18 protein-coding genes are annotated in these 20,169 nt (G+C 71.8%); 4 read left to right on the top strand and 14 right to left on the bottom strand.

All coding sequences use genetic code 11. From position 1 onward, the window contains the following. Nucleotides 1–2: 2 nt before the first annotated feature. Complete coding sequence (locus tag AB0H84_RS23475; RefSeq protein WP_357607746.1) at nucleotides 3–653, top strand: M15 family metallopeptidase; 651 nt, start codon at nucleotides 3–5, stop codon at nucleotides 651–653. An 89-nt stretch (nucleotides 654–742) separates the two neighbouring features. Beyond that, nucleotides 743–1,828, top strand: coding sequence for a glutamate--cysteine ligase (locus tag AB0H84_RS23470; RefSeq protein ID WP_357607743.1), 1,086 nt, complete (start codon nucleotides 743–745; stop codon nucleotides 1,826–1,828). A 9-nt stretch (nucleotides 1,829–1,837) separates the two neighbouring features. On the opposite strand, the gene AB0H84_RS23465 is transcribed toward AB0H84_RS23470, so the two are convergent. From AB0H84_RS23465 to AB0H84_RS23410, 12 genes are all read right to left on the bottom strand, one after another. Continuing rightward, nucleotides 1,838–2,578 (bottom strand): sulfite exporter TauE/SafE family protein, encoded by a 741-nt coding sequence (locus AB0H84_RS23465; RefSeq protein WP_357607740.1) that lies wholly within the window; start codon nucleotides 2,576–2,578, stop codon nucleotides 1,838–1,840. Beyond that, nucleotides 2,575–4,332 (bottom strand): gamma-glutamyltransferase family protein, encoded by a 1,758-nt coding sequence (locus AB0H84_RS23460; RefSeq protein WP_357607843.1) that lies wholly within the window; start codon nucleotides 4,330–4,332, stop codon nucleotides 2,575–2,577. The genes AB0H84_RS23465 and AB0H84_RS23460 overlap by 4 nt, the downstream gene beginning before the upstream one ends. Before the next feature lie 50 nt (nucleotides 4,333–4,382). Then, complete coding sequence (locus AB0H84_RS23455) at nucleotides 4,383–5,351, bottom strand: oligopeptide/dipeptide ABC transporter ATP-binding protein (RefSeq protein ID WP_357607737.1); 969 nt, start codon at nucleotides 5,349–5,351, stop codon at nucleotides 4,383–4,385. Then, entirely contained in the window at nucleotides 5,348–6,313 is a 966-nt protein-coding gene (locus AB0H84_RS23450) for an ABC transporter ATP-binding protein (RefSeq protein ID WP_357607734.1), read from the bottom strand. The genes AB0H84_RS23455 and AB0H84_RS23450 overlap by 4 nt, the downstream gene beginning before the upstream one ends. Next, on the bottom strand, nucleotides 6,310–7,137 hold the full coding sequence (locus tag AB0H84_RS23445; protein ID WP_357607730.1) for an ABC transporter permease: 828 nt from the start codon (nucleotides 7,135–7,137) through the stop codon (nucleotides 6,310–6,312). The genes AB0H84_RS23450 and AB0H84_RS23445 overlap by 4 nt, the downstream gene beginning before the upstream one ends. Further along, a complete protein-coding gene (locus AB0H84_RS23440) occupies nucleotides 7,130–8,089 on the bottom strand; it encodes an ABC transporter permease (RefSeq protein WP_357607727.1) in 960 nt (319 codons plus the stop codon). The genes AB0H84_RS23445 and AB0H84_RS23440 overlap by 8 nt, the downstream gene beginning before the upstream one ends. Then, nucleotides 8,089–9,705: an ABC transporter substrate-binding protein gene (locus tag AB0H84_RS23435; RefSeq protein WP_357607724.1), complete on the bottom strand. Its 1,617-nt coding sequence runs from the start codon at nucleotides 9,703–9,705 to the stop codon at nucleotides 8,089–8,091. The genes AB0H84_RS23440 and AB0H84_RS23435 overlap by 1 nt, the downstream gene beginning before the upstream one ends. Before the next feature lie 91 nt (nucleotides 9,706–9,796). Beyond that, on the bottom strand, nucleotides 9,797–10,471 hold the full coding sequence (locus tag AB0H84_RS23430) for a GntR family transcriptional regulator (RefSeq protein ID WP_357607721.1): 675 nt from the start codon (nucleotides 10,469–10,471) through the stop codon (nucleotides 9,797–9,799). A gap of 26 nt (nucleotides 10,472–10,497) precedes the next feature. After that, a complete protein-coding gene (locus AB0H84_RS23425; RefSeq protein ID WP_357607719.1) occupies nucleotides 10,498–12,258 on the bottom strand; it encodes a hypothetical protein in 1,761 nt (586 codons plus the stop codon). Continuing rightward, nucleotides 12,249–13,001: an ABC transporter ATP-binding protein gene (locus AB0H84_RS23420; RefSeq protein ID WP_357607716.1), complete on the bottom strand. Its 753-nt coding sequence runs from the start codon at nucleotides 12,999–13,001 to the stop codon at nucleotides 12,249–12,251. The genes AB0H84_RS23425 and AB0H84_RS23420 overlap by 10 nt, the downstream gene beginning before the upstream one ends. After that, nucleotides 12,998–13,603: a TetR/AcrR family transcriptional regulator gene (locus tag AB0H84_RS23415; RefSeq protein ID WP_357607713.1), complete on the bottom strand. Its 606-nt coding sequence runs from the start codon at nucleotides 13,601–13,603 to the stop codon at nucleotides 12,998–13,000. The genes AB0H84_RS23420 and AB0H84_RS23415 overlap by 4 nt, the downstream gene beginning before the upstream one ends. Before the next feature lie 69 nt (nucleotides 13,604–13,672). Next, the gene (locus AB0H84_RS23410) at nucleotides 13,673–18,283 is read right to left on the bottom strand and encodes an ATP-dependent helicase (protein ID WP_357607710.1); all 4,611 of its coding nucleotides are present in this window, start codon (nucleotides 18,281–18,283) and stop codon (nucleotides 13,673–13,675) included. A gap of 88 nt (nucleotides 18,284–18,371) precedes the next feature. Between AB0H84_RS23410 and AB0H84_RS23405 the strand changes: the two genes are divergently transcribed. Both AB0H84_RS23405 and AB0H84_RS23400 read left to right on the top strand, forming a co-directional pair. Beyond that, the gene (locus AB0H84_RS23405) at nucleotides 18,372–18,860 is read left to right on the top strand and encodes a VOC family protein (protein WP_357607707.1); all 489 of its coding nucleotides are present in this window, start codon (nucleotides 18,372–18,374) and stop codon (nucleotides 18,858–18,860) included. 301 nt (nucleotides 18,861–19,161) lie between these two features. Further along, a complete protein-coding gene (locus AB0H84_RS23400) occupies nucleotides 19,162–19,356 on the top strand; it encodes a DUF3046 domain-containing protein (protein ID WP_357607704.1) in 195 nt (64 codons plus the stop codon). Here AB0H84_RS23400 and AB0H84_RS23395 read toward each other — a convergent pair. Together AB0H84_RS23395 and AB0H84_RS23390 are read right to left on the bottom strand one after the other, a co-directional pair. Then, entirely contained in the window at nucleotides 19,353–19,625 is a 273-nt protein-coding gene (locus AB0H84_RS23395) for a hypothetical protein (protein ID WP_357607701.1), read from the bottom strand. The genes AB0H84_RS23400 and AB0H84_RS23395 overlap by 4 nt on opposite strands. A gap of 167 nt (nucleotides 19,626–19,792) precedes the next feature. Further along, a complete protein-coding gene (locus AB0H84_RS23390) occupies nucleotides 19,793–19,909 on the bottom strand; it encodes a transposase (protein ID WP_357607698.1) in 117 nt (38 codons plus the stop codon). Between the last annotated feature and the right edge of the window lie 260 nt (nucleotides 19,910–20,169).

Genomic DNA, 20,169 nt, shown 5'->3' with positions numbered 1-20,169 from the left:
CCATGTGGCAGTCCCCCAACGATGTCGTCCTGATCTCCGATCCCCGGGTGACCGGGATCCCCGTGCGGGAGTGCGGCGAGCCGCTGGCCGACGTGCGCGGGCGGCTGCGCGTGGACGGGCGCCTGGCGGACGACCAGGGCGCGTACGCGCATCTGCGCTCGGGCCTGCTCGACCGCTTGCAGCAGGCCGAGCGCCTGCTGCCCGGCGGCTTCCACCTGCTGATCGTCGAGGGCTACCGGCCCATCGAGACGCAGCGCCGCATCTTCGACGGGTACCGGGCGGAGCTCCAGCGCACCTTCCCTGAAATTTCCCCCGAAGAGGCATATATCGCGGCGAGTCGGTATGTGTCCCCGGTCGAGGTCGCCCCCCACACCGCCGGCGCCGCCGTGGACCTGACGTTGTGCGATCCCGACGGCGTCGAGTACGACATGGGCACCCAGGTCAACGACAATCCGGAGCAGAGCGACGGCGCCTGCTACACGCAGGCCCCCAACATCTCCGCCGAGGCCCGTAATCACCGCAAGGTCCTCGCCGCCGCCCTGGAGCCGACCGGCCTGGTCAACTACCCCACGGAGTGGTGGCACTGGTCGTACGGCGACCGTTACTGGGCCATGTCCACGGGATTTCCCCACGCCCTTTACGGCCCCGTCTGACAACCGTTTGCCGAACGGGTTTTCCAGAGGCTGGGGGACGGGCACAACCTCATTCCGGAGAGTTCTGGACTCCCCAGCGAGGTGTGGGCATGGTTCCGTTGATCGGGATCGAAGAGGAATACCTCGTCGTCGATCCCCGCACCCGCCACGTGGCTCCCCGAGCGGCCGAGGTCCTGGCCGCGGCGACGGATGTGCTCGACGTGGTGTACGAAATCACCAGGTTCCAGGTGGAGGCTCGCACGCCGCCCTCCGCCGACCTCTGCGAGCTGGGCTCGCAACTGCGTACCGTGCGCAAGGGAGTGGCCGCGGCGGCCCGCTCGTGCGGGCTCGCCGTGGTCGCCAGCGGCATCCCCGTGCTGGGGAACGTCATGTCGCCTCCGCTCACCGACGACGTCCGCTACCTGCGGGGCAGGGTGCTCTACCGGGCGCTCCAGGACGAGATCTGCATCTGTGCCCTGCACGTGCACGTGGACGTGCCCGACCAGGAGCAGGCCGTCTTCGTCGGCAACCACCTGCGTCCCTGGCTGCCCACGCTGATCGCGCTGGCCGCCAACTCGCCGTTCTTCGCGGGCCGCGACACGGGCTACGCGTCCTGGCGGGTGATCAGCTGGGGCCGCTGGCCGGTGTCCGGCGCGCCGCCGTACTTCCCGTCGTTCGGCGACTACGAGCTGGCCCTGCGCGCGCTCACCGAGTCGGGCGCACTGCTCGACCCCAAGACGGTCTACTGGGACGCCCGGCCGTCGCCCCGGCTGCCCACGGTCGAGATCAGGGTGGCCGACGTGCCGCTCGACGTGAGCGACAGCCTCACGCTGATCGGGCTCGTCCGCGCGCTGGTCGTGACCGCGCTGGCCGCGGTGCGGCGGGGTGACCGCGGGTTACCCGTCCCGTCGGAGGTGCTGCGCGCCGCCTACTGGCGCGCCGCCCGCGACGGGCTGACGGGTGACAGCATGGACGTGCGGCAGGGCACGCTCGTGCCCGCGCCAGTGATGGCGCGCCGCCTCCTTGCGCACGTACGGCCGGCGCTGGCGGAGGCGGGCGACCTGGCGTTCGTCCAGGACGGGCTGGACCGGCTGCTGGCGAAGGGCTCGGGAGCCATGCGCCAGCGCCGGGTGCACGCCAGGGGCAACGACCTGGCCGACGTCGTGGACGACCTCATCGAGGCCACCGTCGCCTGAGATGCGCGCCTAATGCAGGGCCAGCGCCACGGCCACGCCCAGGCCGAACGCGACGACGACGCCGCGCAGGACCTTGGCCGACATGAGCCTGGCCACGCGGGTGCCCAGGAACCCGCCCGCCAGGCTGGCCGGCGCGACCACCGCCACGGCCTGCCACTGCACGGGCCCGAACAGGGCGAACGCCACGACCGACACCGTGCTGGTCACCAGCGACAGCGTGGCGCGCACGGCGTTGACGCGATGCAGGTTGTCGTGCAGGAACATGCCGAGCACGGTCAGCAGCAGCACGCCCATGCCGCCGTTGAAGTAGGCGCCATAGCAGCCGCCCAGGAAGACTCCCGCGTACACCATCTTGCTGGGCGGCCCGCCGGCCTCGCCGCCGAAGCGCTTGCGCAGCCACGGCTGGGCCAGCAGCGCCAGGCTGGCGAAGGCCACCAGCCACGGCACCAGCGACTCGAACAGCCGGCCCGGCGTGAGCAGGAGCAGGGCGCTGCCCGCGACGGCGCCCAGCACGGTCGTGATCGACAGCGCCGTCGCCCGGCGCCGCTGGCCGCGCAGCTCGGCCCGGTAGCCGAGCACGCCGCCCAGGTAGCCGGGCCACAGCGCCACCGCGTTGGTCACGGACGCGGTCAGGCTCGGGTAGCCGAGCGCCAGCAGCGCGGGGAACGAGATGAGCGTCCCGCCGCCGGCCAGCGCGTTCACCACACCGGCCAGCAGGCCGGCGCCCAGCAGGAAGAGCAGATCGGTCATCGGCCGACTGCGTAGCCCTGGGCGCCGCGCGGGTTGGCGGCGGCCTTGAGGAACGCGCCGTCACGGGCGACCGCGCTGAGCCTGCCCAGCGTCCACGGGCCTTGCACCTCGACCTCGTGCCCGCGCCGCCGCAGCTCCGCGAGCACGCCCTCGTCCAGGCGGTCCTCGACGTGCAGCACGCCGGGACGGGAGCCGCGCGGGAAGAACGAGCTGGGGAAGTGCTCGGAGTGGAACATGGGCGCGTCGACGGCCTCCTGCAGGTTCAGGCGGCCGTGGACGACGGCGAGGAAGAAGTTCAGGCTCCACTGGTCCTGCTGGTCGCCGCCGGGGGTGCCGAACGCCAGCCACGGCCTGCCGTCCTTGAGCGCGAACGACGGCGAGAGCGTGGTGCGCGGGCGCGTCCCCGGACGCAGCGAGGCCGGCAGGCCGTCCTGCAGCCAGAACATCTGCGCCCTGGTGCCCAGGCAGAAGCCCAGCTCGGGGATGGTGGGGGAGCTCTGCAGCCAGCCGCCGCTGGGGGTGGCGGAGACCATGTTGCCGTGCCGGTCCACGACGTCGAGGTGGCAGGTGTCGCCCTTCACCGTGCCGTCACGGGCCACGGTCGGCTCGCCGACACCCTGCGGGGAGCGCGCACCCGAGATGCCGGGCGCGGCGCTCGCCGTGCCGGGCGCGGGGAAGTCGGGCAGCCTGGGCGCGCGGCCGCCGGGCGCGCCGGGCCGCAGCTCGAAGCTGGCCTCGGCCCCGACCAGCGTGCGGCGCTCGGCGCTGTACGCCTCGCTGAGCAGGTCGGACACCGGCACGTCGAGGTTGTCGCCGTACCAGGCCTCGCGGTCGGCGAAGGCCAGCTTGGCGGCCTCGGTCACCGTGTGCACGTAGTCGGCGCTGAGGTGGCCCATCGCGTCGAGGTCGAAGCCCCGCAGCAGGGCGAGCTGCTGCAGGAACACCGGCCCCTGCCCCCACGGCCCCGTCTTGTAGACCGTGTGCCCGTGGTAGTCGAAGGCGAGGGGCTCCTCGACGGTGGCGGACCAGCCCGCCAGGTCGTCGCCGGTGAGCAGCCCGCCGTGCACGTCGCCGGAGCTGTCCAGCCAGGCGGTCCTGGCGCTGAACTCGGCGATCGCCTCGGCGACGAACCCCTCGTACCAGGCTCTCCTGGCGGCGGCGAGCTGGCCCTCACGGGTGCTCGACGCGGACTCGGCCTCGGCGACCAGCCGCCGGTAGGTGGCGGCCAGCACCGGGTTGGCCAGCTTCGACCCGGGCGGGGGGACGTTCCCGCCGGGCAGCCAGGTCGCCGCCGACGTCGGCCAGTCATGGGTGAACAGGCCTTGGACCGACTCGATCGTGGCCGAGATGCGCTCCAGCACCGGCACCCCGTGCTCGGCGTAGTGGATCGCCGGCGCCAGCACGTCGGCGAGCGACCAGGTGCCCCAGCGCTCCAGCATGAGCATCCAGCCGCCGAAGGCCCCCGGCACGGTGGCCGCGAGGAGCCCCGTGCCGGGCACGATGTCCAGGCCCAGCTCGCGGAAGCGCTCGATGGTGGCCGCGGCGGGCGCCACGCCCTGCCCGCACACCGTGGACACCCGCTGCTCGGCCTCGCTCCACAGCAGGATCGGCACCTCGCCGCCGGGGCCGTTCAGGTGCGGCTCGACGATCTGGAGCACGAACCCGGCGGCCACCGCCGCGTCGAAGGCGTTCCCGCCGCGTTCCAGGACGCCCATGCCGGTGGCCGAGGCCAGCCAGTGCGTGCTGGCGACCATGCCGAAGTCACCCGACAGCTCGGGCCTGGTGGTGAACAAGATCTCTCCTTCTACAGATTCGCGGCCGCGTCGGGGACGCGGTCCGCCGTTACAAGATGGCACGCGGCGGGATGACCGTTCCCGCGAGGGTCCTGAAGCAGGGGCTCCTCGGTACGGCAGGCGTCGTACGCCAGCGGGCACCGCGTGTGGAACCGGCACCCGGCAGGCGGGTCGACCGGGCTCGGCACGTCGCCGCCGAGCACGATCCTGCGCCGCTCCCGCTGCCTGACCGGGTCGGCCACCGGGGCCGCCGACAGCAGGGCCTGTGTGTACGGGTGCCGCGGCCCAGCGAAGATCTCGGCCGTCGGGCCCGACTCCACGATCCGGCCCAGGTACATGACGGCGACCCGGTCGGCCAGGAACTCCACCACCGACAGGTCATGGGTGATGAACAGGCAGGAGAACCCCATGTCCCGCTGGAGATCGCTGATCAGGTTGAGCACCGACGCCTGCACCGACACGTCCAGCGCCGACACCGGCTCGTCGGCCACGACCAGCTTGGGCTCCAGGATCAGCGCCCTGGCCAGCCCGACCCGCTGCCGCTGCCCGCCGGACAGCTCGTGCGGGTACCGGGAGCGCATCTCCTGCCGCAGCCCCACCTTCTCCAGCATGGCCGACACGCGCTCCGGCACCTCGCGCCGGCCGGCCACCTTGTGCCTGAGCAGCGGCTCGGCGACGATCTGGCCGATCGTGAAGCGCGGGTTGAGCGAGGAGAAGGGGTCCTGGAAGACCATGTGCACGTCCCTGCGCAGCGGGCGCATGGCCCGTCGCGACAGGTGGGTGATGTCGCGGCCGTCCAGCTCGATCGCGCCCGAGGTGGGTTCGGTGAGCCGCAGCACGCACTTGCCGACCGTGGACTTGCCGCTGCCCGACTCGCCGACCAGGCCGAGCACCTCGCCCTGGCCGATCTCCAGCGACAGGCCGTCCACGGCGCGCACCTGGCCGTAATGCTTGACCAGGTTGTCGATGCGCAGGATCATCGCTTGCCTCCCGGGTGGAAACAGGCCGCCAGATGGCCGTCCGCGTGCTGCTCGAGCGGGGGTCTGGCCGCCCGGCAGTCGTCCTGGGCCCGCGGGCAGCGGGCCTGGAACGCGCACTCGTCGGGGTCCGTCAGCGGCGAGGGCACCATGCCGGGGATCTCGGCCAGCCGCCCGTTGACGGCCGCGGACGGGAGCGCGTTCATCAGACCCAGCGTGTACGGGTGCCGCGGCTCCGCGAACAACTCGGTCACCGGGGCCTGCTCGACGGCGCGGCCCGCGTACATGACCACGGCCCGGTCGGCGATGTCGGCCACCACTCCCAGGTCGTGCGTGATGAGGATGATCGCCGTGCCGAGCCGGTCGCGCAGGTCGCGGAACACGTCCAGCACGCCCGCCTGGATCGTCACGTCGAGCGCCGTGGTGGGCTCGTCGGCGATCAGCACCCGCGGCGAGCAGGCCACCGCGATGGCGATCATCACGCGCTGGCGCATGCCGCCGGAGAGCTGGTGCGGGTACTCCTTCATGCGGCGCAGGGGCGCCGGGATGCCGACCAGCTCCAGCAGCTCGACGGCCCGGCCGGCCGCCGCCTGGCGCGAGAGGCGCTCGTGCCTGCGCAGGACCTCGGTGATCTGGTATCCGACGGTGAACGACGGGTTCAGCGAGGTCATCGGCTCCTGGAAGACGACCGAGACGTCCTTGCCGCGTACCTGCCGCATGTCCCGTTCGGGGAGCGTGGTGAGCTCGCGCCCGTCCAGTTTGACCGAGCCGGACAGCCTGGTCGTGTCGGGCGGCAGCAGCCTGGGCACCGACATCGCGGTGACCGACTTGCCGCAGCCCGACTCTCCGCACAGCGCCAGGATCTCGCCCTCGTCCAGCGTGAGCGAGAAGTCCCTGACCGCCTGGACCAGGCCGTCCTCGGTGTCGAAGCCGACGGTGAGGTTCGTGATCTCCAGCAGGCTCATCGGGCGCTCCTCGGGTCCAGCACGTCACGCAGCCCGTCGCCGAGCAGGTTGAAGCCGAGCGTGGCCAGCGCGATCATCAGCCCGGGCCAGACGGCCAGCCAGGGCGCGTCGCTCAGGTACTGCTGCGCGGTCGTCAGCATCACACCCCACGAGGGCGTGGGCGGCTGCACGCCGAGCCCCAGGAACGACAGGGTCGCCTCGCCGATGATCGCTCCTGGGATCGCCACGGTGGCCTGCACGATGAGCGGGTTGAGGCAGTTCGGCAGCACGTAACGGAAGATGAGGTGCCCGTCGCCCGCGCCGTCGGCGATGGCCGCGGCCACGTAGTCCATCTCCCTGACCGCCAGCACCTCGCCGCGGGTGATCCTGATGACGGCGGGGAGCTGTGAGAAGCCCAGGGCGAACACCACGCCCTTCAGCGAGGGTCCGATGATCGCCGCCAGGCCCACCGCGAAGACCAGGAACGGGAAGGCCAGCGTGACGTCCACCAGCCGCATCACCACGGGGTCGAGCCAGCGCCGGTAGAACCCGGCCACCAGGCCGATCGGGATGCCCACGACCATCGCCAGCAGGGTGGAGAGCACCCCGGCCTGCAGGGACACCTGCGCGCCGTGGGCGATCCTGGCGAACGCGTCGCGGCCCAGGTCGTCGGTGCCCAGCGGGTGCGCGCCCGACGGGGGCGCGAGCGTGGCCAGATAGTCCTGCGCGGCCGGGTCGCCGGTCACCAGCGGGCCGATCAGGGCCAGTAGCACGAACGCGACCACGAGCACCAGCCCGGCCATCGGCATCGGCCGCCTTCTGAAGCGGCGCCAGAGCTTAGTCACGGGTGCCCCCTGACAGCCTGATCCGGGGGTTGAGGAAGGCGTAGGCGATGTCGACCAGCAGGTTGACCAGCACGTACCCGATGACCGTGATCAGCACGACGGCCTGGATGACCGGGTAGTTCCTGGTCAGCACGGCGTCCACGGTCAGCTTGCCGAACCCGGGGATCACGAAGATCTGCTCGGTCACCACTGCGCCGCTGATCAGTGCGCCGAGCTGGAGGCCCAGCACGGTGACGACGGTCGTCAGGCTGTTGCGCAGCGCGTGCGCGCCCACGACCTTGGCCTCGGACAGGCCCTTCGACCTGGCCGTCCTGACGTAGTCGGCGGAGAGCGCGCCCAGCATGGCCGATCGGGTCTGCCGCATGAGGATGGCGGCGAAGCCGGTGCCGAGCACGAGGGCGGGCAGGATCATGCGCTGGAGGTTCTGCGCGGGGTCCTGCGTGAAGGGGACGTATCCGGAGGCGGGCAGGATGCGCCAGGTGACGGCGAACAGCAGGATGCCGAGCAGGCCCAGCCAGAAGTGCGGCACCGACAGGCCGGCCAGGCCGAACCCGGTGGCCACGTAGTCGGCGAGCCGGCCGCGCCGGACGGCGGCCGCGATGCCCGCCCCGACACCGACGACGATGGCGACGAGCATGGCCAGCAGCGACAGCTCCAGCGTCACCGGCAGCCGCTCGGCGATGATGTCGATCACCGGGAGCTGGTCCTGCGTCGAGCGGCCGAGGTTGCCGGTCAGGGTCTGGCCGACGTAGTCGATGTACTGGGCGGGCAGCGGCTTGTCCAGGCCGAACTCGTGCCGGATGGCCTCGACCACGGCGGGCGAGGCCTCCTCGCCCGCCATGACCGTGGCAGGGTCGCCGGGCAGCGCCCTGATCCCCAGGAAGATCAGGACGCTGGCCACGAACAGCACGATCACCGCTGACCCGCAGCGTCGGAGGATGAACCAGAGCATTACGCGGCGAATCCGGCGGTGACGAAGCGCGGCAGACCGTCCTGGAAGTACTGGACCCCCGCGACGTTCTTGCTCATGCCCAGGTAGTACTTGTTGTGGTAGAGGTACAGGACCCCGCGCACCTCGGCGGCCTTCTTCATGGCGGCGGCGTAGAGCTCGGCCCGCTTGGCCGGGTCCGACTCCGCGGCGGCCTGCTTGATCGGGTCATCGATGCCGGGGTCGGACATGCCGCTGTAGTTGTTGCTGCCGCGGCTGGTGATGAGGTTCGTGAGGTTGCCGTCCGGGTCCACGCGGCCCGACCAGCCGTTCAGCAGGACGTCGAACTTGCCGGACTTGCCCTGCTCGAGCGTGCTGACGAACTCCGCGCTCTGCACGCTCACGTTGAAGCCCGCCTCCTTGGTCATCTGCTGGATGACCTGCGCCAGGCGGACGTTGGTGGCGTCGTTGGGGCTGGTCAGCGTGACCGGGACCGGCGTCGGCACGCCGGACGCCTGCACGAGCTGCTTGGCCTTGGCCAGGTCACGCTTCGGGCACCGCAGGTCCGCGGCCCGGTACTTGCTGTTCAGCGGCACGGGGAAGCAGTCCACCTCGTGCAGGCCGTTGTAGACGGTCTTGTTGATCAGGTCGCGGTCGAGCGCCAGCTCGAACGCCTCGCGCAGCTGCGGGCTCTTGGCCAGCGCGGTGTTGACCGTCCCGGGCTTCTCGGTGGAGCCGGTGGCGTTGCCGGTGTTGATCGTGATGCCGTAGTAGCCGAGGCCGCCGCCGGAGACCACCTTGAGGTTGGGGTCGCTCTGGACGCCCTTGACCGTGGTGGTGGCGAGGTTGTCGCCCACCTGCACGTCGCCGGACTTCAGGTTCGCGGCCCGTACGTTCGGGTCCACGATGATTTTGTATACGAGCTGGTCGAGCTTGACCTTGGCCGCGTCGTAGTAGTCGGGCGCCTTCTCCAGCACGATCTGGCTGCCGGAGGTGCGGCTCGCGAACTTGAACGGCCCGACGCAGACCGGGCTCGCGCCGAAGTTGTCGTTCCCCGCGTCCAGCGCCTTGGGCGACATGATCATGCCGGCGCGGTCGGCGAGCTGTGCGGTCAGCGGCGTGAACGCGCGCGCCAGGGTGAGCTTGACCGTCGTGGGGTCGGCCACCGTGACCTTGGAGACCGCGGCCAGGTCGGCCTGGCGCGCGGACTTCTCCCAGGTGCGGTGCCGGTCCAGCGACTTCTTGACCGCCTCGGCGTCGAACGCCGTGCCGTCGTTGAACTTCACGCCCTCGCGCAGCTTGATCGTCACCTCCTTGCCGTCATCGGAGATTTCGGGCAGGGCGGTGGCGAGCTGCGGGACCAGGTTGGCCTGCGCGTCGATGTCGTAGAGCTTCTCGCACATGTTCGCGAACACCTCGCGGCCCACCAGCGTGGTCGAGATGCTCGGGTCGAGCGCGTCGGGGTCGGCGCTGAGCGCCACGTTGAGCGTGCCGCCGCCCTTGACGGGCCGGTTGTCGGCTGAGGCGTCGGATATGGAGGGCGGGGCCGCGGGTGCGCCGGCGGACCCGCCTCCACCGCAAGCCGCCAGGGCAAGGGGGAGAACGGCGAGCGCCGCGACCAGCCTGGGGGACGGTCTCATGGGGGCCTCCGTTGAAAGGTTTAGGAGACTGTATACAAGACCTGACATTTCACTGGTGTTTCGTGACCCGACGTTGTTATCTGACCGTTTTCTAATCGTTCGGGGGTTTTGTCGTGCGTACGGCCGCGAGGAAGGACCGCCTGGCGGCGGCGACGTGCGCGACAGCCCTGGCCTGCGCCTCGTCCTCGTCGCCCGCCGCGATGGCCTCGCACAGGCTCTGGTGCTCCGCCCAGGAGTGCGGCCCGCGTACGGCGGCGGTCTGGCTGAAGACCCACTGCGCGCGCAGGAGCATGGGCTTCATCATGAGGCTGAGGTACGAGTTGCCCGCCGCCTCGCCCACGGCCAGGTGGAAGGCCGTGTTGAGGTCGGCCACCTCCTCCAGCCGCCCGCTGTCCACCGCCTCCTTGGCCTGGTCGAGCACCCGGCGCAGCCGCTCGGCGGACTGGGGCGTCCGCTTGCGCGCGGCCAGCCGCGCCGCCAGCCCTTCGACCGCCATGCGCACGTCGAAGAGCTCCTCGCCCTCCTCGGCGGACAGCCGTGCGACGGTGGCGCCGAGCCTGGGCACCACCTCGACGAACCCCTCGGCGGCCAGCACCCGGATGGACTCGCGCACGGGGTTGCGGGACACGCCGAGCGAGGCGGCCAGCCGGTCCTCGACCAGGCGCTCGCCCTGGGCCAGCTCGCCGGTGAGTATGCGGCGCCGCAGCTCCCCGGTGACCTCGTCGCGCAAGGTCCGGTGAGCCGCGCCCAGCGTCAAATCAGTCATATGGCGACTTATCGTATACAGCGGGATCAGGGGTTGCGTTCGGGGTGCCTGCCCGACGATGTGACCCGCTTCCTGGCCCGGTAGGGGATCCACAGGCCCGCCCCGTACATGGTCAGGCCGATGAGGATCATGAGGACGGCCGTCGGCCAGCGCAGCCCGGGCGGCAGGTACGTGGCCAGGAACCACGACATCCGCAGCCGGTCGTTCGCCAGGAACGCGGCGGCCACGATGCCCTGGGGGACCAGCGGGATAGCGCCGAGCGACAGGCACGTCACCACGATCGTCCGCTGCCGCTTCGGCAGGGCGGGCAGTCTGAACGCCGTGCCCCCGCGTTCAGGGCGCCGCCCGGTGCACATCATGTGCAGCAGTTCGGGGCCGTGTGCCGCCAGCCGCCGTTCCGCCAGCACGCCGAGGCCCCAGTAGCACAGCGCGCCCGTCGCCAGTCCGGCCGCGACGCCCCACCAGCCGTACAGCAGGGCCGTCACGACGGCAGGCGCGCCCGTCAGGCCTACGAGCAGCATCATCAGGTAGGCCAGGCCCGTCAGGGCCCCGTCGTCCTCGCTCGTGCGCAGCGGATTGCCGCCGCGCCGCTGGGGATCGGTGCCGGGCACCAGCGCGTACACCGAGACGAGCGGCACCAGCCCCGCCGCGCCGCCCAGCAGCGCCGCCACGCTCGCCAGGATCAGCGGCCACGGGCCGCCCGTGACCGGCGTCAACGCCACCGCCAGCAGCACCGCGACCGGGCCCACGGTCACCAGCCAGGCCCGCTGCCGGCCGCGCACGTCGGACGCGCCGGGCGTCATGAGAGTGAGCCAGAGCGCTGTGCCGTCGGTGCCGTAGAGGTTGGCGGTCATGGCCGCCGCCATCACGATGAAGATCGGCGCCGCCCACGGCAGCATGCCCGTCCAGCCGAGCGCGAGCGGCGCGCCCGCGAAGAACACCCCGTAGGCCAGCGCGAACGTGAGCTGGTGGTTGCGTACCAGATCGCGCGACCACGTACGCAGCTCCTTGGCCACCACCGCCTCCCGCGCGGTGGCGGCCCGCATCGGACGGCGGCCCCGCGTCGACGGCCGGCTCGCGCCCGTCCGCCCGGCCAGCAGCGCCGCCCACGCCGCGAGCAGCAGCGCGATCAGCACCGCCATCGCCGGCAGCGCCAGGTACTCGCCCTGTACGGCGAGCAGCCCCCACCCCGACGGCAGGTAACGCACGAACGCCGGGACCTGACCGCCCTGGCCGAAGGCCACCGCGAACACCCACGCCTGGCCCAGGAACGCCAGCACCGCGCCGTTGATCAGGCCGGCGCCGATCGCCCCGACCCGGGAGCGCAGCGCGATGCCCAGCAGGCCCACGGCCACCTTCGACAGCAGAACGAAGATCGCCAGCTGCAGCACCATCGCGGGCACAGCCACCAGCACGTTCCCCGGCGAGGCCGCGAAGACCAGGCCCGTCAGGGCGACCAGGCTGATCAACGGCGCCACGCCCACGAACGCCGACACCAGCAGCCCCGCCGCCAGCCGCCGCGCGGGCAGCCCCATCGGCGCGAAGAACTCCGGCCGCAGCGTCTCGTCGCCGCCGCCGGAAAAGACGGGGCCGATGATCCAGCCGAGCATCCACACGGCATAGGCGGCGGCGAGCCAGTCGCCGTCCTGGAAGGCGAGGTAGATCGTGCCGGCCGCGAGCAGGAGCCCGAGAACGCCGCCCGAGGCCATCATGCCGCCGCGCTGGCCCTTGGTGGAGTGGCGCAGAATCGCGATCTTCATCCTGACCAGGGTCACCGCTACAGCCATGACAGCCCCTTGGCGCCGGTGGAGTCCGCGCCGACGAGCTCCACGAATCTGTCCTCGAGCGTGGCCGCGCCGCGTACCTCATTCAGCGGGCCCGCCGCCGCCACCCGGCCCTTGTCGATCACGCCCACGTGGTCGCAGAGCTGCTCGACCAGCGCCATCACGTGGCTGGACAGCACGATCGAGCCTCCGCCCGCTACGAAGCCGCGCAGGATCGTCTTGATCGTCGCCGCCGACACCGGGTCCACGGCCTCGAAGGGCTCGTCCAGCACCAGCAGCCTGGGCGCGTGCAGCAGCGCCGTGGCCAGGCCGATCTTCTTGCGCATGCCGGTGGAGTAGTCGATCACGAGGGTCTTCTCGGCGTCCGCCAGCTCCAGCACCGACAGCAGCTCCTCGGCCCGCTCGGCCACCACTGCCTTGCTCAGGCCCCTGAGCAGGCCGAGGTAGGTGAGCACCTCGCGCCCGGTGAGCCGCTCCGGCATGGCCAGCCCGTCGGGCAGCACGCCCACCAGCTGCTTGGCTCGCGCCGGGTCCGACCACACGTCCGCGCCGAAGATCCGCGCTGTGCCGTCGTCGGGCCTGAGCAGGCCGACCGCCATGGAGAGCGTGGTCGTCTTGCCCGCGCCGTTCTGGCCGACCAGGCCGTAGAAGGAGCCCTGGGGCACGGCGAGGTCCACGTGGTCGACGGCGACCTTTTCGCCGAACGTCTTGGCTAAACCGCTGATCTCCAAGGCCGCTGCTGTCATGACTGTCTCCTGGTGGCGAGCGTGAAGGTGGTGACGAGCTCGCGGGCGAGCAGATCGAGGTCGAGGTCGGGCTCGTGGATGAGGCGTCCGGGCACGGCGTCGACGGCGCCCCGGATGGTGATGGCCATGCTGCGCCTGTCGAAGTCGCGGAACTCGCCGGAGCGCTGGCCCCAGTCGAGGACCTTCTCCAGGTCCGCGACGGCGATCTCGGCCTGCTCCGCGTACGGCCTCGGGCCGCCCTCCTCGCCCGGCATGTGCGTGATGATCTCCACCAGGGCCAGGAGGGGTTTGCGGTGCTCGCGCATGAAGTCGAGGTTGCCTTCGAGGTAGGCGCGCAGGGCCTCGGTCGCGGTGGGCTGCGCGAGGATCCGGGGGACCATCATGTCCGTGGCCAGCCGGGCGACCTCGGTGACGACCGCCTCGATGAGCTGGATCTTGCCGCCGAAGTGGTACGAGATCACCCCGGTGCTGATCTTCGCCTGCTTGGCGATCCTGGCCAGGGTGGTGTGCGCGTACCCCTGCTCGGCGAGCACCTCGATGGCGCACGCGATGATCTGGGACCTGCGCGCTTCTTCGATGAACGTACGACTTTCTGACGTCACGTTCAGAACTTTAAACGGCCATTCAAATTCTTGGAAGCCCTTTCAGCGCTTCCGTCGGGTTGGTGGGCGTCAGGCGCGCAGGCGAAGCCCGCGCGGAGTGGGGTGGAACCCGGCCGCCTCCAGGGCCGCCGCCAGCGGGGAGTCGATGATGGAGGCGCCGTCGGCCCGCTCCACGGTCAGCTTTCCGAGCGCGCCGTCCCGCACGGCCAGCGCCAGCGCGTCGACGGCAGGCTGCAGCCGCTCGTCGTCGGCGAACGACAGCAGCGTCTTGCCGCCTCGCTCGACGTAGAGCACCAGGTGGCCGTCCACGAGCACGACCAGCGAGCCGGCCTTCCGGCCAGGCTTGTGCCCGAGGTCGCCCGGGTGCTGCGGCCAGGGCAGCGCGGCGCCGTACGGGCTGGCGGGGTCGGCGGCGGCCAGCACCACGGCCCGGGAGCCCGCGCTCTCCTGATGGGCGGTCGGGGCGATGCCGGGCGCCATGGCGCGCATCCGGTCGACCGCTCCGGGCTGCGCGAACTGCGCGCCTCCCAGGCCCTCGACGAAGTAGCCCCGGCGGCACCGCCCGCTCTCCTCGTAAGCCCGCAGGACCTGGTAGACAGGGGTGAAGCCGCCGGGCAGCCGTTCGGACGTCACCGCGCCCCTGGTCACCACGCCGTGCCGCTCCAGCAGCACCTCGGCCTGCGCGTGGGCCCGCTGCGTCGCGTCGTCGGCGGGCGCGGGCAGCAGCCACCACCGGCCGGCCACCGTGGGAGGACCGCTCCTGCTCGGCAGCACGGCCCGGCGCCTGCGCGTGGTGGCGGGCCGGTGGGCCGGACGGCCGGTGCCGAGCGTGGCCCGCAACGGGGCCAGCGTGTCACCGGAGATCCGCCCCGCCCACACCAGGTCCCACAGCGCCGCGGCCAGCGCCGCGTCGTCCAGCACGCCGAGCTGGTCGGAGATGCCGCGGAAGAACAGCGCCCCGCCACCGCCCAGCAGCTCGAGCACGCGCTCGTGCAGGGGTGTCATCGTGATCTCGGCGGGCTCGGGCAGCAGCAGCGGCGCGGTGTCGGCGTAGTAGAGCGACACCCATCCGTCGCCGCCGGGCAGCGACCCCTGACCTGCCCACATCACGTCGCCCGACGAGGTCAGCTCGTCGAGCAGCGCGGGATGGTAGCCGGGGACCCGCGAGGGCAGCACCAGCGTCTCCAGCGCGGACGCGGGCACGGCGGCCCCCTGGAGCTGCTCGATCGCGCGGACCAGCGCGTCCATGGCCCGCGCCGCCTCGCCGCCCGCCCGGCCGGCGGCGCCCGAGCCGGTGATGCCGTGCCAGGCCGGGAGGAACCGGGCGAGGGTCTCCGGCGCGACCGGCTCGACCTCCTTGCGCAGCCTCGCCAGCGACCTGCGGCGCAGCATCCGCAGCACCCCGGCGTCGCACCACTCCTCACCCCGCCCGCCGGGCCGGAACTCCCCGCTCACGACGCGACCGGACGAGGCCAGCCGACGCAGCGCGTCGGTCACCACGGCCACGCCGAGCCCGAACCGGGCGGCGGCCGTGCCCGCGTGGAAGGGCCCGCGCGTGCGGGCGTGCCGCGCCATCAGGTCGGCCAGCGGGTCGGCCACGGGCTCCAGGAACGCGTGCGGCACCCCGACGGGCAGTGGCGCGCCCAGCGCGTCACGCATGCGGGCCGCGTCCTCGATCGCCGCCCACTGCTCCTCGCCGGCGATGCGCACCCTGATCGCGCGGCGCGACCGTTCGAGCGCCTCCAGCCAGGACGGGTCGCCGCCGCGCACGCTCACGTCGGGCGCGAGCAGCGGCCCGTGCGAGCGCAGCAGGTCGGCGAGGTCCTCCACGTCGCGCAGCGGGCGGTCGAGCCTGGCCAGCTCGCGCTCGGCGTCGGAGATCACGTCGGGGTCGAGCAGCTCGCGCAGGTCGGCCTGGCCGAGCAGCTCGGCCAGCAGCGTGGTGTCCAGGGCCAGCGCCTGTGCCCGCCGCTCGGCCAGGGGCGCGTCGCCTTCGTACATGAACGCGCCCACGTAGTGGAAGAGCAGCGAGGTGGCGAACGGCGAGGCCTGCGACGTCTCCACCTCGACCAGCCGCACGCGGCGCGCGGCGATGTCGCGCATGAGCTGCACGAGCCCCGGCACGTCGAAGACGTCCTGCAGGCACTCGCGCATCGTCTCCAGCACGATCGGGAACGAGGCGTACTGCGAGGCCACGCCCAGCAGATGGGCGGCGCGCTGCCGCTGCTGCCACAGGGGGCTGCGCCTGCCCGGCGTGCGGCGCGGCAGCAGCAGCGCCCGCCCCGCGCACTCCCTGAACCGGGAGGCGAACATGGCCGACCCGCCCAGCTCCTCGGTGACGATCTGCTCGATCTCTTCCGCGTCGAACGCGGCCACGTCGGTGGGCGGCTCGGCGAGCGTGTCGGGGATGCGCAGCACGATGCCGTCGTCGGAGTGGACGGCCTGCACGTCGATGCCGTAGCGCTCGCGCAGCCGCCGGTTGATCGCCAGCGCCCACGGGGCGTGCACCCGCGCGCCGTAGGGGGAGTGGATGACCACGCGCCAGTCGCCGAGCTCGTCGTGGAAGCGCTCGACCAGGAGCGTGCGGTCGTCGGGGACGTAGCCGGTGGCCTCGCGCTGCTCGTGGAGGTAGGCCCGCAGGTTTCCCGCGGCGAACTCGTCGAGCCCGGCCGCCCGCATGCGCTCGGTCGAGCCGTCCTTGGCCTGCTCGCGCAGGAACTGCCCGATCGCCCTGCCCAGCTCGGCCGGGCGCCCCGGCGCGTCGCCGTGCCAGAACGGCAGCTTGCCCGGCTGGCCCGGCGCCGGCGAGACGAGCACCCGGTCGGCCGTGATGTCCTCGATCCGCCAGGACGTCGCGCCCAGCACGAACACGTCGCCCACGCGCGACTCGTAGACCATCTCCTCGTCCAGCTCGCCCACCCTGGAGGCCTTCTCGCCCACCAGGAACACACCGAACAGGCCGCGGTCGGGGATCGTGCCGCCGTTGGTGACCGCCAGCCGCTGCGCGCCCGGACGCCCCTGGAGGGTGCCGGTGACGCGGTCCCACACGATGCGGGGGCGCAGCTCGGCGAACTCCTCGCTCGGATAGCGCCCGCTCAGCATGTCGAGCGTGGCCTCCAGCGCGCTCCGGGGCAGCGTGGCGTAGGGGGCGGCCCGCTTGACCACCGACTCCAGCTCGTCGACCGTCCACTCGTCCATCGCGGTCATGGCCACGATCTGCTGCGCCAGCACGTCGAGCGGATTGCGCGGGTAGCGCAGCTCCTCGATCTGGCCGCTCTTCATCCGCTCGGCCACCACCGCCGTCTGCACCAGGTCGCCCCGGTATTTCGGGAAGATCACGCCCTTGGAGACCGCGCCGACCTGGTGGCCCGCCCGGCCGATGCGCTGGAGCCCGCTGGCCACGCTCGGCGGCGCCTCCACGCACGCGACCAGGTCGACCGCGCCCATGTCGATGCCCAGCTCGAGGCTGGAGGTGGCGACCACGGCAGGCAGGCGGCCGGACTTGAGCGCCTCCTCGATCTGCGCCCGCTCCTCCTTGGAGACCGAGCCGTGATGAGCGCGGACGATCTCCGTCACGACACCCTTGCTCGCCCCGGCCTGCGCCATCATGTCGGCGGGCATCCGCCTCGGGGTCTCCCAGGCCGGACCGGCGGACGGCCCCGTCTCCCAGATGGACAGGTCGACGGCCTCGGCGTCGCCGCGCTCCCGCTCGTAGGCCAGCTCGTTGAGCCGCGTGCACAGGCGCTCGGCCAGCCGGCGCGAGTTGGCGAAGACGATCGTTGAACTGTGCTCCCCGATCAGGTCGAACAGCCGGTCCTCCACATGGGGCCAGATCGACCTGCTGCCCGGCTCCGGGGCGAAGTCCTCCGCGCCCTCCTGCTGCGGGCGGCCCTCCATCTCGGTCATGTCCTCGACGGGGACGACGACCTCGACCTCGATCCGCTTCTCCGACGGCGGCTGCACGACCGTGGCCGGGCGCGTGCCGCCGAGGAAGGCCGCCACCTCGCTCACCGGCCGCACGGTCGCCGACAGCCCGATCCGCTGGGCCGGCCTGTCGAGCAGCGCGTCTAGCCGCTCCAGGCTGAGCGCCAGGTGGGCGCCGCGCTTGGTGGCCGCGACCGCGTGGACCTCGTCCACGATCACCGTCTCCACGCCGCGCAACGCCTCGCGCGCCTGGCTGGTGAGCAGCAGGAACAGCGACTCCGGCGTCGTGATGAGGATGTCGGACGGCTTGGCCGCGTATCGCCTGCGGTCCTCCGAGGGGGTGTCGCCCGAGCGGATCGACACCGAGATCTCCGGCACCGGCAGCCCGAACCGGCGCGCCGTCTGCCTGAGCCCGGCCAGCGGGGCCCGCAGGTTGCGCTCGACGTCGACGGCCAGCGCCTTGAGCGGCGACACGTAGAGCACGCGCGTCCCCTTGCGCGGGGCGTCAAGCACGGGGGAGGGCTCGGCGCGCGGGGAGTCAGGCCCGGGGGAGGGCTCGGCGTGCTGCGACGCCAGCCTGTCGAGGGACCACAGGAACGCCGCCAGCGTCTTGCCGGACCCGGTGGGCGCGACGACCAGGGTGTTGTCACCGCGCGAGATCGACTCCCATGCCCCCTCCTGGGCGGCCGTGGGAGCCTGGAAGGCTCCGGCGAACCATTGCCTGGTCACCTGGCTGAACTGGTCGAGCGAGCTCACCAGCCCATATTGCCTCGCGCCACCGACAGAAAACGCATTGGCGCCATGACGAGCGATTGAGCGAGGTCTTGGCGGACATATAGCGACCGTGACCATTGACTATGCGGCCATCGAAGCCCGCCGTGCCGAGATCAGGCGGCGTTACGTCTTACCGCACCGGCCATCGAGCAGCGCGCGCGGCCTGCACCACATGGCCCTGCTCTCGTCCGACGTGGAGCGGACCATCAAGTTCTACCAGGAGTTGCTGGAGTTCCCGCTCACCGAGATCATCGAGAACCGCGACTACGAAGGCTCCAACCACTTCTTCTTCGACATCGGCAACGGCAACCTGCTCGCGTTCTTCGACTTCCCCGGGCTCGACCTGGGGCCGTACCAGGAGGTGCTGGGCGGGCTGCACCACATCGCGATCTCCGTCGACCCCGCCACCTGGGAACGCCTGCGCGGGAAGCTGGAGATGGCCGGCGTGCCGCACCAGATAGAGAGCGGCGCCTCCATTTACTTCAAGGACCCCGACGGCGCCCGGCTGGAGCTGCTCGCCGACCATCTCGGTGAGATGTACGGCTCACGCGTGCTGTGACCGCCTCGGTGAGATGCATGGCTCACGCGTGCTGTGACCGCGGTGACGCTCTGATGGTGCTTCTAGCGTCGTGACGGCCGGCGTGTGCGGGGCTTGCCCGCACGGGGCGCCTGCCTGATGCCGGCGTGCCTCTCCGATCGCTCCGCCTTCTCCTTCTGTACGGCGCCGCGCAGCACGCTCAGTAACCGGCGGCGTCTGGCCCTGTTGGCCTTGGTCCTGGCTGTCTTCGGGGGTGAAGACTTGGGGGTCTTTGGCATGGGGGTGTCCTACCCATACCGCGGGCGATTCCATACTTGGTTGCATGCGCCTGACGGAGTTCTGGAGACGGATGAACGCTCATTTCGGCGAGACGTACGCCGAGTCGTGGGCGCGTGACTACGTGCTCGCGCCGCTCGGCGGCCGGACCGTCATACAGGCGCTGGCCGACGGCGAGAGCGCCAAGACCGTATGGCGCGCGGTCTGCCAGGTGGAGGACGTCTCGTCCAAGCTGCGCTAACCCTGTGCCGTCTCGAGGGCCTGCCGCAGCGCGGCGGCCGCGAGCTCCGGCTCCTCCGCGCTGCCCTGCCCGCCGGGTGACCAGAGGAACAGCCAGCCCCGGTTCGACGGGGTGGCGAAGATGATCGTCTGACGGCCGGTGCTGGGGTGCCAGACCCACAACACCGGGTCTTCGGTGCCGACCATGCGGCTGACCAGGCCATGATGGGGGAGCAGCTCGGCGAGTGCCTCAAGACGGGTGCGTCGTTCCCTGGTGTAGCCGCTCGCCACCCGCCACCTCCGACCCTCGCCCCTGCAGTGAGTCTCCCCAGCTCACCTCGCGCGCTACCAGATTCGTCGGCAGAGCTTCCGGCCTTCAGGCGTGGGTTGAAGCCGACCAGTCCGCGTAGCGGGCGAGAACAGCCGATTCGCCGCCAGGCGTATCGGCGTCCACTTGCTCAGATGGGCCGGTTGTGCTGCTCGATGTACTGGCGCAGGGCGCTGAGCGGAGCGCCGCCCACCGATCCGGCGAAGTAGGAGCCTGGCCACAGCTTGTTCGCGTCTTCCAGAGACACTCCGCCGCGGCGGCGGTGACTCACCCTGCTTATCTGCGATAGGACTCTGGAGGTCTCCCATGGCGACGGTGCACCGGATCAGCCCACGCCCGGGCGCGCCCGGGCTCGGTGCGGCGGTTGAGGCGTTCCTGGCCACGATCGCCAACCGCGACACCGCCAAGGCGTACGCGATCGCGCTGCGTGCCCTGGCCGGCGAGCAGGCACCGCTGACCGAGTTGGAAGGCGAGGCCGGCGCCGACCGCCTGGTTCACCGCCCGCTG

The sequence above is a fragment of the Nonomuraea sp. NPDC050786 genome (assembly GCF_040654115.1).
Classification (GTDB): Bacteria; Actinomycetota; Actinomycetes; order Streptosporangiales; family Streptosporangiaceae; genus Nonomuraea.
This window is presented reverse-complemented; position numbering and strand designations above follow the sequence as displayed.

Excerpts from the sequence above, each read along its gene's own strand:
- AB0H84_RS23420 (WP_357607716.1), bottom strand. The coding sequence starts at position 13,001 with ATGACAGCAGCGGCCTTGGAGATCAGCGGTTTAGCCAAGACGTTCGGC.
- AB0H84_RS23460 (WP_357607843.1), bottom strand. The coding sequence starts at position 4,332 with ATGGTCGCCAGCACGCACTGGCTGGCCTCGGCCACCGGCATGGGCGTC.
- AB0H84_RS23440 (WP_357607727.1), bottom strand. The coding sequence starts at position 8,089 with ATGCTCTGGTTCATCCTCCGACGCTGCGGGTCAGCGGTGATCGTGCTG.
- AB0H84_RS23425 (WP_357607719.1), bottom strand. The coding sequence starts at position 12,258 with ATGGCTGTAGCGGTGACCCTGGTCAGGATGAAGATCGCGATTCTGCGC.
- AB0H84_RS23465 (WP_357607740.1), bottom strand. The coding sequence starts at position 2,578 with ATGACCGATCTGCTCTTCCTGCTGGGCGCCGGCCTGCTGGCCGGTGTG.
- AB0H84_RS23455 (WP_357607737.1), bottom strand. The coding sequence starts at position 5,351 with ATGATCCTGCGCATCGACAACCTGGTCAAGCATTACGGCCAGGTGCGC.
- AB0H84_RS23400 (WP_357607704.1), top strand. The coding sequence starts at position 19,162 with ATGCGCCTGACGGAGTTCTGGAGACGGATGAACGCTCATTTCGGCGAG.
- AB0H84_RS23435 (WP_357607724.1), bottom strand. The coding sequence starts at position 9,705 with ATGAGACCGTCCCCCAGGCTGGTCGCGGCGCTCGCCGTTCTCCCCCTT.
- AB0H84_RS23470 (WP_357607743.1), top strand. The coding sequence starts at position 743 with ATGGTTCCGTTGATCGGGATCGAAGAGGAATACCTCGTCGTCGATCCC.
- AB0H84_RS23430 (WP_357607721.1), bottom strand. The coding sequence starts at position 10,471 with ATGACTGATTTGACGCTGGGCGCGGCTCACCGGACCTTGCGCGACGAG.
- AB0H84_RS23475 (WP_357607746.1), top strand. The coding sequence starts at position 3 with ATGTGGCAGTCCCCCAACGATGTCGTCCTGATCTCCGATCCCCGGGTG.
- AB0H84_RS23450 (WP_357607734.1), bottom strand. The coding sequence starts at position 6,313 with ATGAGCCTGCTGGAGATCACGAACCTCACCGTCGGCTTCGACACCGAG.